Source organism: Tessaracoccus luoxuelianae (genome assembly GCF_055326245.1).
Genome location: NZ_JBUZNO010000003.1, coordinates 345,855 through 359,039, shown reverse-complemented (window position 1 = coordinate 359,039; position 13,185 = coordinate 345,855). Strand labels below are relative to the sequence as shown.

Annotated in this window: 15 protein-coding genes; 10 read left to right on the top strand and 5 right to left on the bottom strand. The window is 67.6% G+C overall.

From position 1 onward, the window contains the following. Positions 1–104: 104 nt before the first annotated feature. Positions 105–278, bottom strand: coding sequence for a DUF8730 family Cys-rich protein (locus ACZK39_RS06695; RefSeq protein ID WP_182781122.1), 174 nt, complete (start codon positions 276–278; stop codon positions 105–107). Between the two features lie 78 nt (positions 279–356). Between ACZK39_RS06695 and ACZK39_RS06690 the strand changes: the two genes are divergently transcribed. Further along, positions 357–1,991, top strand: coding sequence for an FAD-dependent oxidoreductase (locus ACZK39_RS06690; protein ID WP_463612893.1), 1,635 nt, complete (start codon positions 357–359; stop codon positions 1,989–1,991). A gap of 181 nt (positions 1,992–2,172) precedes the next feature. Here the strand turns inward: ACZK39_RS06690 and ACZK39_RS06685 are convergent, their stop codons facing one another. Both ACZK39_RS06685 and dnaA read right to left on the bottom strand, forming a co-directional pair. Continuing rightward, positions 2,173–2,454: a metal-sensitive transcriptional regulator gene (locus ACZK39_RS06685; protein ID WP_255421932.1), complete on the bottom strand. Its 282-nt coding sequence runs from the start codon at positions 2,452–2,454 to the stop codon at positions 2,173–2,175. 158 nt (positions 2,455–2,612) lie between these two features. After that, positions 2,613–3,986: a chromosomal replication initiator protein DnaA gene (gene dnaA, locus ACZK39_RS06680; RefSeq protein WP_459055651.1), complete on the bottom strand. Its 1,374-nt coding sequence runs from the start codon at positions 3,984–3,986 to the stop codon at positions 2,613–2,615. A 340-nt stretch (positions 3,987–4,326) separates the two neighbouring features. Here dnaA and rpmH point away from each other — a divergent pair, with 340 nt between their 5' ends. From rpmH to ACZK39_RS06635, 9 genes are all read left to right on the top strand, one after another. After that, on the top strand, positions 4,327–4,464 hold the full coding sequence (rpmH, locus tag ACZK39_RS06675; RefSeq protein ID WP_182781119.1) for a 50S ribosomal protein L34: 138 nt from the start codon (positions 4,327–4,329) through the stop codon (positions 4,462–4,464). Between the two features lie 12 nt (positions 4,465–4,476). Continuing rightward, on the top strand, positions 4,477–4,827 hold the full coding sequence (gene rnpA / locus ACZK39_RS06670) for a ribonuclease P protein component (protein WP_182781118.1): 351 nt from the start codon (positions 4,477–4,479) through the stop codon (positions 4,825–4,827). Continuing rightward, the gene (gene yidD, locus ACZK39_RS06665) at positions 4,821–5,117 is read left to right on the top strand and encodes a membrane protein insertion efficiency factor YidD (RefSeq protein ID WP_370585655.1); all 297 of its coding nucleotides are present in this window, start codon (positions 4,821–4,823) and stop codon (positions 5,115–5,117) included. Before rnpA ends, yidD begins: the two co-directional genes overlap by 7 nt. After that, a complete protein-coding gene (yidC, locus tag ACZK39_RS06660; RefSeq protein WP_463612892.1) occupies positions 5,118–6,266 on the top strand; it encodes a membrane protein insertase YidC in 1,149 nt (382 codons plus the stop codon). It abuts the gene before it with no gap. Between the two features lie 74 nt (positions 6,267–6,340). Further along, on the top strand, positions 6,341–6,811 hold the full coding sequence (locus ACZK39_RS06655; protein WP_370585654.1) for a Jag family protein: 471 nt from the start codon (positions 6,341–6,343) through the stop codon (positions 6,809–6,811). Positions 6,812–6,831: 20 nt separating this feature from the next. Continuing rightward, the gene (gene rsmG, locus ACZK39_RS06650; protein WP_459056610.1) at positions 6,832–7,437 is read left to right on the top strand and encodes a 16S rRNA (guanine(527)-N(7))-methyltransferase RsmG; all 606 of its coding nucleotides are present in this window, start codon (positions 6,832–6,834) and stop codon (positions 7,435–7,437) included. Positions 7,438–8,884: 1,447 nt separating this feature from the next. Next, positions 8,885–9,715, top strand: a complete 831-nt coding sequence (locus ACZK39_RS06645; protein ID WP_255421977.1) for a ParA family protein — start codon at positions 8,885–8,887, stop codon at positions 9,713–9,715. Then, complete coding sequence (locus tag ACZK39_RS06640; protein WP_463612891.1) at positions 9,715–10,602, top strand: ParB/RepB/Spo0J family partition protein; 888 nt, start codon at positions 9,715–9,717, stop codon at positions 10,600–10,602. Before ACZK39_RS06645 ends, ACZK39_RS06640 begins: the two co-directional genes overlap by 1 nt. 68 nt (positions 10,603–10,670) lie before the next feature. After that, a complete protein-coding gene (locus ACZK39_RS06635; RefSeq protein ID WP_463612890.1) occupies positions 10,671–11,039 on the top strand; it encodes a DUF3817 domain-containing protein in 369 nt (122 codons plus the stop codon). A 450-nt stretch (positions 11,040–11,489) separates the two neighbouring features. Here the strand turns inward: ACZK39_RS06635 and ACZK39_RS06630 are convergent, their stop codons facing one another. Together ACZK39_RS06630 and ACZK39_RS06625 are read right to left on the bottom strand one after the other, a co-directional pair. Next, entirely contained in the window at positions 11,490–12,233 is a 744-nt protein-coding gene (locus ACZK39_RS06630) for an SURF1 family protein (RefSeq protein ID WP_463612889.1), read from the bottom strand. An 18-nt stretch (positions 12,234–12,251) separates the two neighbouring features. Next, positions 12,252–13,184 (bottom strand): D-alanine--D-alanine ligase family protein, encoded by a 933-nt coding sequence (locus ACZK39_RS06625; protein WP_463612888.1) that lies wholly within the window; start codon positions 13,182–13,184, stop codon positions 12,252–12,254. Position 13,185: the final 1 nt, after the last annotated feature.

Below are 13,185 nucleotides of genomic sequence, written 5' to 3'. Positions count from 1 at the left end.
TGTGGATGAATCGAAACTACACGTGAAGGATTTGTGGGGAGCGGCCGGGCCGGAAAGTTATCCACAGCCAGGACCCGGCCGCTCTCACACGGTTGTCCGCAGGGTCAGCGGCCCATGAGACGGCCGAAGATGCCGCCGCCCGACGAGGGGGTCTGGGTGTTCTGGTGACCGCCGCACCACTGGCCGGCCGGCACGGAACGCTTGACGGCCTCCACGTGGTTGCCGCATCCGGCCCAGGTGGTCTTGCCGCACTGACGGCACTTGACTGGACTGCACATGTTGATCTCCTTTTGGATTGCTGTCTCGGGTCACCCCGGTTCGCCAACCATACCCCCAGGGGTATAGGATTTCCAAACATGAGAGTTGTAGTCATTGGTGGAGTTGCTGGTGGGATGAGTGCGGCGGCGCGTCTGCGTCGCCTCGACGAGTCCGCGGAGATCATCGTGGTGGAGCGGAGCGGCTATGTGTCCTTCGCCAACTGCGGCCTTCCCTATCACGTGGGCGGAGTGATCGAGGACCGTTCGGCGCTGCTGCTGCAGACCCCGGAGTCCCTGTACAACAGGTTCCGGCTGGACGTGCGCGTGGGCACCGAGGCGGTGCAGATCAACCGTCAGGCCAAGGAGGTCGTGGTGCGCGACGTGGCCACGGGCCGCGAGGAGACCCTCACCTACGACAAGCTGGTCCTCTCCCCCGGCGCCAGGCCCCTCATGCCCCCCATCCCCGGCATCGGCCGCGCGCTGCCCTTGCGCAACGTGGAGGACACGGACCGGATGATCGCGGCCGTCGACGGGGCGCGTACGGCGGTCGTCGTGGGCGGCGGCTTCGTCGGGCTCGAGGTGGCCGAGAACCTGCTGCACCGCGGGATGCAGGTCGCCGTCGTCGAGGCGCTCCCCCAGGTGATGGCCCCGCTGGATCCCGAGATGGTCGTCCCTGTGCACGCGGTGATGCGCGACGCCGGCATCGATCTCAGGCTCGGCTCCGGCGTCATCGCCATCGGTGAGAAGGACGTGACGCTGGCCGATGGGTCGGTGCTGCCGGCCGATGTGGTGGTCGCGGCCATCGGGGTGCGCCCGGACACCGAGCTGGCCAAGGCCGCGGGCCTGCGGATCGGTCCCCGTGGCGGCCTGCTGGTCGACGATCGCCAGCTCACCAACGACCCCTCCATCTATGCCGTGGGCGACGCCGTCGAGAAGGTGGACGCGCTCAGCGACGAATCGGTGCTGGTGCCCCTGGCCAACACGGCCAACCTGCAGGGCCGGCGGGTCGGGGACGACATCGCGGGTCGCGGGCGGGCCGCCCGTCCCGTGCGCGGCACGGCCATCGTCGGACTCCTCGGCCTCCAGGTGGCTGCCACCGGGTGGAACGAGAAGCGGCTCCGGGACGCGGGGCGCCACTACCTGGCCATCCACACCCACCCCGCTTCGCACGCCACCTACTACCCCGGCGCCACGACGATGGCTCTGAAGCTACTCGTGGACCCGGAAACCGGCCAGATTCTGGGCGCCCAGGGTGTCGGCAAGGAGGGCGTGGACAAGCGGATGGATGTGATCGCCACCGCGATGGCCGGCGGCCTCCGGGCCGACGACCTGGCGGAACTGGAGCTCGCCTATGCGCCGCAGTTCGGCTCCGGCAAGGACGCCATCAACATGCTCGGCTTCATCGCCGAGAACCGGCTCAGCGGCTGGGAGGAGAGCATCCAGTGGCACGAGGTGGCGGAGGCGCAGAACGCCGGCGCCGTCGTCGTCGATGTGCGGACCCCCGGGGAGTTCGCGGCCGGCGCCATCCCGGGCGCGATCAACATCCCCGTCGACGAGCTGCGGGACCGGCTGGACGAGATCCCCGACGGCGACGCCCCACTGGTCCTCCACTGTGGGGTCGGCATCCGCAGCCACGCGGCGCTGGCGGCGCTGAGGTCCTCCGGCCGGACGCTGCTCAACCTCGACGGCGGCTACACGACGTGGAAGGCGGGCTCGGGGATCACGCTCCACTGACCCCCACCCCCCGCTCTCCCCGTGCACGACACGCCGCCTGAGTGCCTCCCCTAGCCCCGATGGGGCAACGGTGGGCGTCTCGGGCGGCGTGTCGTGCACAAGGAAACGACGAAGGGGCCCTCACCACCGCGGTGGCGAGGGCCCCTTCGTCGTGCTCGGGGCTGTCCTCAGGCGCTCGGCCTCAGGCGAGGCTCAGGAACAGCTTCTCCATCTTGGCCTGGTCCAGCGGGTCCGGATCCGGCTGCTCCATGCACTGGCGCAGGCCGATCGAGATGGTGGAGAAGCCGGCTCGGTCCACGGCCTTGGAGACGGCGGCGAGCTGCGTGACGATCTCGTCGCAGTTGCGGCCGTCCTCGATCATCTTGATGATCCCGCCCAGCTGCCCTTGGGCACGCTTGAGCCGCTTGACCACCGACACCATCTGCTCTGGGTCCAGCTGCATGGGATCAACCTCTTCAATCATGGTCCGAGTATATACCCCCATGGGTATAGGAAGTGATAGCACTCGAACAGCACGGGTTACCCCGCCGAGGTTCCATTGTCACGCGGCGAGCTGATCCACACAACCAGTGGCACGCTGACGCGGCCCCGACGACGGGGTGAGGGCGGCGGGCGAGGCGTTCAGGACTGCTTGATCTGGTTGGTGAGCTCGGTCACCTGGTTGAACAGCACGCGGTCCTTGCCGATCTTCTCGTTGATCTTGCGCACGGCATGCAGGACCGTCGAGTGGTCGCGGCCGCCGAACCGGTGCCCGATCTTCGGCAGCGACATGTCGGTGAGTTCGCGGCAGAGGTACATCGCGATCTGGCGTGCCCCCGCGATGGTCGCCACCCGGCTGCTGCCGGTGAGGTCCTCCAGTGAGATGGAGAAGTACCTGGCGGCCGCGTCCATGATGGTCTGCGCATCGACGGGGGCGGCGTCGTCGGGCATCAGGTCGTTGAGCACCTGCTCGGCGAGCGGGAGCGTGATCTCCTGCTGGTTGAGGCTGGCCAGCGCCGCGACCCTCGTCAGGGCCCCCTCCAACTCGCGGATGTTGGTGGGGATCCGCGAGGCGATGAGCTCCAGCACCTGGGTGCCCGCGGTCAGCCGCTGCTGGGCCACCTTCTTCCGCAGGATGGCGATGCGGGTCTCGAGGTCAGGCGGCTGGATGTCGGTCATCAGGCCCCACTCGAACCGCGACCGCAGCCTGGGCTCCAACGCCTCGAGCAGCTTCGGCGGGCGATCGGAGGTCATCACGATCTGCTTCTGCGCGTTGTGGAGCGTGTTGAAGGTGTGGAAAAACTCCTCCTGGGTCTGGATCTTGGACTCCAGGAACTGGATGTCGTCGACCAGCAGCACGTCGACGTCGCGGTAGGAGCTGCGGAACTCGGCCGTGCGGTTCGAGGAGATGGCGTTGATGAAGTCGTTGGTGAGCTCCTCGGTGGAGACGTACTTCACGCGCAGCTGCTCGTAGTAGTTGGTCACGTAGTGGCCGATGGCGTGCAGCAGGTGGGTCTTGCCGAGCCCGGAGGGGCCGTAGATCATGAGCGGGTTGTACGACTTGCCGGGAGTCTCGGCGACGGCGGCCGCCGCGGCGTGCGCGAAGCGGTTGGACGAGCCGGCGACGAACGACTCGAAGGTGTAGCGCGGGTTGAGCCGGACGTCCTGGGGGCGCGAACGTGGCGCCGCACGCCGTGGCTCCTCGTCCTCATGGACGTCCGGCGCCGTCGAGCTCCACGCGTCGGCCTCCTGCACCATCTGTGGATTGATCATCACCGCGAGGTGGGTGCTCTGACCACAGATGTCGCTCAAGCGCTCCTCGATCTGGGGCCGGAGGCGGGTCTCGAGGCGTTCGCGCGTGGTTTCGTCGCCGACCGCGAGCATCAGCGTGCTTCCGTGCATGTCCAGGGGCTTGGTGCGGCGCAGCCACGCCTTCGTGGGGGCATCGGCGGAGGCGATGACCTCGTTCCACAGGGCTGCCAGGTCCGGCGTCGGTGATTCGCTCACCTCACCCACTTCCCGGCGGTTCGCTCCGCCTTCTCATTCGTCCACAAGGTTGTCCACAAGGGGGATAACTCACCCTAGCGGTACAGCCGACCGGGGCTCACCTGTGGATAAGCTGGAAGGCAGGACAACGAAGTTAGTCCCGTCGGGCCCCACACGCAAGGCGATTTCCGCGACACGCCGGTGACACGCTGGACTACACGGCTGTCATTTGCTTAGTTGTGCGGCTTCGTGGGCGCGGTTTGGTCCCAGGGCCTGTTGCCACGTATCGTTGACCAGTCGCCATTGAGGCGGTCACTTCCCCCTGCCCACCAGGGCAGTTGTACACCAACGACACTGAGCGAGTATTCCCATGACTAAGCGCACGTTCCAACCGAGCAACCGCCGTCGCAGCCGCACCCATGGCTTCCGCGCCCGCATGCGCACCCGCGCGGGTCGCGCCATCCTGTCGGCCCGTCGTGGCAAGGGCCGGACCGAGCTGTCGGCCTAGGTCCGGACGTCGGTGCTGCCAGGTCCTCGTCGGCTCACGAAGCCCAGTGACTTCGGTGTCACCGTCCGGCACGGCTCCAGGGCAGCCAGCCCGACAGTCGTGGTGCACGTGTTGCGCCCCACCACCCAGAATCCACCCGACGTCAGCCGGGTGGGTTTTGTCGTCTCCAAGAAGGTGGGCAACGCCGTGACCCGCAACCGCGTCAAGCGGCGGCTGCGGCACCTCGTCGTCGGCCTGGAGGCCCCGGTCGTGGCAGATGTCGTGGTGCGGGCCCTGCCCGATGCCGCCGTCGCGACGGATCGGCTGGGCGAGGACCTCGCAGACGCCTGGCGGCGCGCGTTCCGGAAGGCGGCGAAGTGCTGAAGTACCCGCTGATCTGGTTCGTCAAAGCCTGGCGCGCTGTCATCTCCCCCTCCTACGGGGACGTGTGCAAGTACCATCCGTCGTGCTCCAGCTACGGGCTGACGGCACTCGAAACCCATGGCGCCGTCAAGGGCGTCTGGCTCACCGGCCGACGGCTCGTGCGCTGCCATCCTTGGGCGGCGGGCGGCGTCGACTATGTGCCCGGCACGCCGGAAGCGGCGGCCTGGGCAGAAGAGAATTCCAACGAATCACGGGACACCAAGTCCCAACCGAAGACTGAGGTGGCTTAAGTGGTCGATCTACTGGTGACGCTGAACATCTGGGACAGCTTCTACGGGGTGCTGTCGGCGATGATGCAGCCGCTGTACTGGGCGGTGTCCGGCCTCGTGGTGTTCTTCCACTGGCTGTACACGCCGCTGTTCGGCGCCGAATCGGGCTGGAACTGGACTTTGGCCATCATCAGCCTCACGGTGGTGATCCGAACCCTCCTCATTCCGCTGTTCGTGAAGCAGATCAACTCCGCGCGCAGCATGCAGATGCTTCAGCCGAAGATGGCGGAGCTGCAGAAGAAGCATGGCCATGACCGGGAGCGACTCGGCCAGGAGACCATGAAGATGTACAAGGAGGAGGGGGTCAGCCCCACCGCCTCCTGCCTGCCGCTGCTCCTCCAGATGCCCATCTTCCTCGCGCTGTTCCGCGTGCTCGAGGGAGTGTCCTCCGGCAATGTCCGCGGCCACTTCTTCAAGATCAACCCGGACCTGGTGTCGTCGCTGCAGAACGCCGAGATCTTCGGCGCCCGCCTGGCGGACCGCATCTTCCCGATGACCTCGTTCGGCCCCACCCAGGCCGTGGGCATCGTGCTGGTGGTGGCGATGGTCGCGGTGTTCTTCGTCACGCAGCTCCAGTTGATGCGCAAGAACCTGCCCCCGGAGTCCCTCACCGGCCCGATGGCCCAGCAGCAGAAGATGATGCTGTACCTCTTCCCCGTCATCTACGCCGCCTCGTCTGTGGTCATCCCCATCGGCGTGCTCATCTACTGGCTCACCTCGAACCTGTGGACCATGGGCCAGCAGGGTCTCCTCATCCGCAACAATCCCGCGCCCAACACTCCTGCGTTCATCGAATGGGAGGAGCGGATGCTGGCCAAGGGCAAGGATCCGCAGGGCATCATGATTGCCCGGGCGGAGAAGCGCCGCGGCAAGACCGGCAACGGCGCTGCCGGCTCACGCCCCGTCTCGCGCCCGGTTGCCCAGGCCCCGGACGCCGAGGTTGGCGATGGCGCTGGGGTCACGGAGGGGGCTGAGGTCGCGGAGCAGTCGACGAAGGTGACCCGTCAGCAGGTGACGCGCCAGACCGTCCGCACGTCCGAGGACGGCAAGCCCGTCGTCGTCCGGCAGCAGCCGAAGCAGGCGCCGCGCTCCGCTCGGAAGAAGAAGTGAGCCAGCCCTCCGAGCAGGGCCCCGACACCCAACCACACACCGCCCCCACCGGGCATGAGGAGAGGACACTTTCCGTGTCGAACAATGAAACCGAAGCCGCCCTGTTGGCGGAGGGCGACCTGGTTGCCGACTACTTCGAAGAGCTCCTGGACATCGCCGATCTCGACGGCGACATCGAGAACTCCGTCCAGGACGGTCGAGCGTTCGTGGTGATCGACACCGAATCGGATCGGCTCGTGGGTAAGGACGGCGAGGTCCTGGATGCCCTGCAGGAGCTGGCTCGTCTCGTCGTGATGACGGAGACCGGGCACCGCTCCAGGCTGATGGTTGACGTGGCGGGGTACCGCGCGCGGCGTCGGGCCGAACTGGTTGCCATGGCGAAGGACGCCATTGCCGAGGTGCAGGAGTCTGGTGATCCGGTGCGGATGGCCGCGCTCAATGCCTATGAGCGCAAGATCGTCCACGACGAGGTCGCCACCGCCGGGCTGCTCAGCGAGTCGGAGGGCGAGCCCCCGAACCGCCGGGTTGTGGTCAGCGCGAAGTGACCGACGAGCAGTCCCCGGAGCTGACGGCTCGAGCGGCACTCTTAGAGTTTCATCGCCGAAGCGCTGAAGAGTTAAGCCGATATGTCGATATATTGGCTTCGCGCGGGATCGAATGGGGACTGCTCGGGCCCCGGGAGGGCGACAAGCTGTGGCAGCGCCACATCGCCAACTCGGTGGCCCTCGACGACGCCATCCCGCAGGGAGTGGAGGTGGCGGACGTGGGCAGCGGGGCCGGCCTTCCCGGGATCCCAGTCGCCATCACCCGGCCCGACCTCACGGTCACGCTCATTGAGCCGCTGTTGCGCCGGGCCAACTTCCTGACGCTGGCAGTTGAGGAGCTGGGGCTGGAGGACCGGGTGGAGGTTCTGCGGGCGCGGGCCGAGGACACGAAGCGCCGCTATGACGTCGTCGTCTGTCGCGCCGTTGCGCCGCTGACGAAGCTACTCGGGTGGACCACTCCCCTGTTCGCCGACGGTGGCCAACTGCTGGCCCTCAAGGGAGAGTCGGCCGAGCAGGAGATCCGTGATGCCAGGCCCACCTTGGTGCGAGCGGGACTCAAAGCAGAGGTGCTGGAGTTGAGTGTGGCCCCGGGCGTCGAAGGCGCGAGGGCGATCCGCGTTAGCTGACACCCGCGTCTCCAACTCGAGCTGGGTTCTCAGGGCTGTGAGGCGTGACCCGCTCTCCGGGCGGCCCCTCGTGGGCCTGTCCTGTCATTCGCCCCGGTCGAGCATGGGTCGGGGCCTGCGGCGCTTTTGAGGGCCGCCCGGAGAGCGGGTCACGCCTCACAGCCGGCTCCCGGCGTGGCCTTGCCTGGGTCCGGGAGCCGATCGTCATGGCGGCGCCGGGGTTGGGACTCCCTGAGCGGGATGCCGGCTGAGTGATCCTCGGGTTGGGCATCACGACGCAGAACCGCCACGACGAGCGACTCCCTTCTGCCAGGGGCTGTGTCCCTGGCCGGTGAGAGGGGCGTTGGCGTAGATGTAGCAGAGCGGGCAGGCCGGTGCTTCTCCCGATCCCACTGGACTTGCGGCCGCAACGGTCCCGCCGGACGAAGCCGCTTTCCGCTGGTTGAGCCGGGCCTCGTTCCCCCGCTGGTTGAGCCGGCCCTAGCCGCGAAGCGGCGCAGCCCGCGTCGAAACCGACGTCGGTCTTCAGGTAGAACTACCTGCGGGACTCTGCACCGGGTGCCAAGGGTTTCGACGCAGCAGCGGGCGCTTCGCGCCGCGGCTGGCCCAACCAGCGGTAACGGCGAGCCAGAGGTAATGGCGAGCCAGACCCTCGTCCGTGCGGTCGCGACCCCACAGGACTTTAGCGGCAGCGCCTGCGCGCCGGACGAAGCTACACCCCCCGCTGGTTGAGCCGGGCCGAGCCGCGAAGCGGCGCAGCCCGCGTCGAAACCGACGTCGGTCTTCAGGGAGAACCACCTGCGGGACTCTGCACCGGGTCCCCTGGGTTTCGACGCAGCAGCGGGCGCTTCGCGCCGCGGCTGGCTCACCGCGGTGGCGGGCAACCGGACCGGGCATAGCAAGGCGCGGCGCGGCCCGCGTTGACTTGTGCCGAGCCGCGCCGAGTCGCACCGCCTCCTTGGGTGAGTACATTGTGTCCGCGAAGAGTCAGGCTGGCGGAGGGGCCCACCCGTGCCCCGCTGGTTGAGCGGAGCCCAGCCGCGAAGCGGCGCAGCCCGCGTCGAAACCGACCGGTCTTCAGGGATAACTAGCTGCGGGACTCTGCGGGTGCCGTGGGTTTCGACGCAGCTGCGTTCGCTTCGCGCCGCGGCTGGCTCAACCAACGGTGGCCCGTCGGGCTGTGCGGGACGCGCCGGAATGGCGAAGGAGCGTTTCACGTGAAACGCGGCGCTCACACTTCGCGGTCCGCCACCCGAGTTGGGTAGAGTCATCGCGGACACCAAGGAGGCCCCGGATGGCGTTGTTTTTCCGCAAGCGCAAGGCGCAGCAAGCGAATGATGACGAGCTGTGGAAGCAACACAGCAACGTTTCACGTGAAACGGGGTTGCACCCCCGGCGAGCTGCGCGCGATGCCGAGGCCAGCGTCGAATCCGAGTACGGCGATGAGATGGTCGACTTCGACTCCCCCGCCGCGACTCTCCCCCGGCCTGCGAGCCCACGCATCGTCGTGGTCGCCAATCAAAAGGGTGGCGTGGGGAAAACCACCACGACGGTGAACATCGCTCATGCGATGGCCTTGGGCGGTCTCAATGTGCTCGTCGTCGACAACGACCCCCAGGGCAACGCCTCCACCGCCCTTGGCATCAAGCACAGCCCCGGTACGAAGGGTACCTACGAGGTTCTCCTCGAAGGCGTCGGCATCATCGAACACGCCCAGCCGTCTCCGCACTCGCCAAATCTGCATGTACTTCCTGCCGCCATCGATCTCGCGGCGGCGGAACTCGAACTTGTGAATCTCCGCGGCCGTGAGCACCGGATGCGTGATGCCATCAAGCAGTACGTGGACGAGTCTGGCGTGGACTACATCTTCTTCGATTGCCCGCCGTCGCTGGGACTGCTCACATTGAACGCCCTCGTGGCTGCCAACGAGATCCTCGTGCCCATCCAGACCGAGTACTACGCACTCGAGGGCGTCACCCAGTTGATGCGCACCATCGCACGGGTCAAGGGCAACCTCAACGACGATCTAGAGCTGAGCACCATCCTCCTCACCATGTATGACGCACGGACGAATCTGTCGCGGGAAGTGGCCGACGAGGTTCGCAAGCACTTCCCGGACCAGACGCTGACCCAGGAGATCCCGCGCTCCGTGCGCATCGCTGAAGCCCCCAGCTACCAGCAGACCGTCCTGAACTACCAGCCCAAATCTCCGGGCGCACTCGCGTATACGGCCGCCGCACGCGAGATGGCTGAGCGCGCCCAGAAGGTGGAGGAATGATGGCTGTACTGAAGAAGAGCGGCCTCGGCCAAGGCCTTGGGGACCTGTTCGCCCGAACCGACGACGACAAGGCCGAACAACTCAGCGACGGCTCCACGTTCGCCGACCTGCCACTCCAGCAGATCTCCCCGAATCCCCATCAGCCGCGCACGGTCTTCGACGAGGACGACCTCAACGAGCTGGCTGACTCGATCGCCGAGTTCGGTGTCCTGCAACCGGTTGTTGTGCGTCGGAGCGGCGATGACGCCTACGAGTTGGTGATGGGGGAGCGACGTCTCCGTGCCAGTCAGCTCGCCGGCCGCGAGACCATCCCCGCCATCATCCGAGGGACCGACGACACCGCCCTCCTGCGCGACGCCCTCCTGGAGAACCTTCACCGGGCCAACCTGAACCCCATCGAGGAGGCGAACGCGTACTCCCAGCTGCTCCGTGACTTTGAGTGCACGAAGGAGGACCTCGCCCAGCGGATCCACCGGTCCCGCCCACAGGTTTCCAACACGTTGCGTCTGCTCAACCTGCCAACGCGGGTGCAGACGAAGGTCGCGGCGGGCGTCCTGTCCGCCGGCCATGCGCGCGCCCTGCTCGGCCTTCCCGACGCGAACGCCCAGGAGGAACTGAGTGAGAGGATCATCGCCGAGGGGCTGTCGGTCCGGTCCACCGAGGAGATCGTCGCGCTGGGGCGGGGGAGTGCCCACCGCTCCAGCGTCGCGCGGACCCCGAGGATCCCCTCCGAGCGGGAGCGGGAACTGGCCACTCATCTGAGTGACCATTTCGACACTCGGGTCAAGGTGAACATCGGACGGAACAAGGGCCGCATCACCATTGAGTTCGCCAGCGGTGACGACCTGGACCGCATCGTCGCAGTGCTGGACGGCAGGACGCTCTAACGCTAAGCATCTCTAGCAGTAAAGCAATATAGCGACAAAACTATAGATAGAGTTAACGAGGAACTGACATGACCACCGCGACCCCCGCCGCGACCGTCGCCCCAAGCGACATCCCCGCCATCAGGTCCGCCCTGCTGCGCTACCGCATCATGGCCTATGTCGTCGGCGTGCTCCTCGTCGTGCTGGTGTGCGTGGGCCTGCCCCTGAAGTACATCTGGGGAGACGGCCGGGTGGTGGTGTGGACAGGGATGCCGCACGGCTGGCTGTACATGGTGCTCCTCATCACGGCCTACGACCTCGGTCGCCGGGTGAAGTGGTCCATCAAGTGGTTCCTGGTCATCATGGCCGCGGGGACGGTGCCGGTCCTGTCGTTCGTCGCCGAGCACTTCGCCACAAAGAACGTCCGGGCGACGATCGCGGCCAGCGAGACCGAGTGAGATAGGCATCTGGGCCACGCCGTTTCGCGGGGTCCTACTTCGGTCCCTGATGGTTCCGCGTCGCGAAGCGACCGTGGGAGTCTCGAAGGGTCGAGAACTCGGACCTGACAGCGAGGGTGGGGGACGGCAGGGCGGCACTGCGCAGCGGTGCCCAACCCGAGGATCACCAACTGGCATCCCGCTCGAGCTGACCTGACCCCCACGCCGCCCTGCCGGCCCGCACCCGGGACCAGGCAACGCCACAGGAGGACCGAGTGCGGGGAGACGGGAGACGAGGCCCGGGCGGCCTCCACCACTCGGCCACAGTGTGACCAGCGACGGTCAGCAAAGCCATGGATAGCGGCCGCCCGGGCCTCGACTCACGGCTCATCGCACCGACAACGAGATCTGCGTGAAGGTGGTAGTCACGACCCTTCGAGACAGGCCACGCCGCTTCGCGGGCGGCCCTCCTCAGGGAGCGGCTAGGGGGCGGCCCTCCTCAGGGAGCGGTTGCTGCACCTCATCAGCTGAGGCAAGTCGTTTGGCGTCAGCGGCGTCCCTCCCGAAGCCGCGGGCGACGTAGATCCCGAACGCCACCGCACCAGCCGCGAACACCCACCACTGCAGCGCATACCCGCGATGCGTCGCCGACCCCTCCGCCTCGGGGAGCACCAGCGGCGCCGCGCTCAGCCCCTGCGCCGTCGACGCCTCCGCGGGGAGCGTCACGTAGCCCCCGATCAAGGGCGACGGCCACCCCTGAGCCAGCGCCTGCACCCTCAGCGACCCAATATCCGCCCCCACCGCGACACTCTCAGCCGGCAGGTCTGACGACAGGAACACCCCGGCCACGTCCTGTTCACCGCTCGGTGCGGCGGGGGCCACGGCTCCCTGTTCGACGATCCCGCGCACCACCGCGACGTGCCGGCCGTCGTCCATCTCGAACGCAGTGACCACACGCAGCGGCCACTGCTCTCCGACCAGCACCTCATCGGTGGTGTAGGCCCCGGTGAGGGTGACCTGTCGGCCGTACACGTCGTCGATCTCCCCGCTCTCCGCGACACTCTCAGCCAGCGCAACCGGCTCCAGAGCCGCACGTTCGGCCGACACGTCGCGCGTGGACTCCTCGTAGGAAGCCATCTGCCACAGCCCGAGCGTCAGCATCACGGCAGCGACGACGAGCCCCGCCGTCACCGCGACGGCCTGCTTCGCGCGCACCCTCACGTCTACCGCCACTCAGCCGCGGGCGAGGTCCACCAGTGTGGCGAACACCTCGCCCAATTCCCGGCCGGCGGCCTCGAACGCCAGGGGTGCCAGCGACGTCTCCGTCATGCCTGGCGCGACGTTGCCCTCGAAGAAGACGGGCTTCCCGGACCGCTCGACGATCATGTCCACCCGCGACAGGTGCCTGAGCCCGAGTGCCCGATGGACGGAGACCGCGAGCTCACCGGCCGCCGCGAGCACGTCGTCGTCCAGTTCGGCGGGGGTGACGAAGCGGGTGGCGCCGGCGGTGTAGCGGGATTCGTAATCGTAGACCCCGGACTGGGGCCTGATCTCGACGGCAGGCATGGCGACGGGGCCGTCACCCTCGTCGAGCACGGTCACGGCGATCTCGGTGCCCGTCAGGAACGACTCGATGACGGCCACCGCACCGTAGGCGTAGGCCGCGACCAGGGCGGCCGGGAGATCCGACGCATCGTCGACCTTCGTCACGCCGAGCGCGGATCCGCTCCTCGACGGCTTGACCATCAGCGGGTAGCCGAGCTGCGCCCCGATGCCCTCCATGAGCGCGGGGGCGCCGAGCTCGCGGAAGATGTCGTGGGGGAGTGCGATCTGCTTCGGGGCGGCCAGCCCCGCGCCGCGCACCACGGAGGTGGCGATGGACTTGTCGAACGTGAGCCTCGACGACGCGCCGGCCGGTCCGACGAAGGGAACGTTCAGCACTTCGAACACCTCGCGCAGCGCCCCGTCCTCGCCGAGGCCGCCGTGCAGCATCGGGACGACGACGGCGTCCGGGGTGCGGCGCACCAGCGGGATGAGGTCTGCGTTGACGTCGGCCTCGATCACCTCGCGGCCCACGTCGCGCAGGGCCTGGGCGACCCGTCGGCCGGACCGCAGCGACACGTCGCGCTCGTGGCTCAACCCACCGGCAATCACGATGATCGTCATG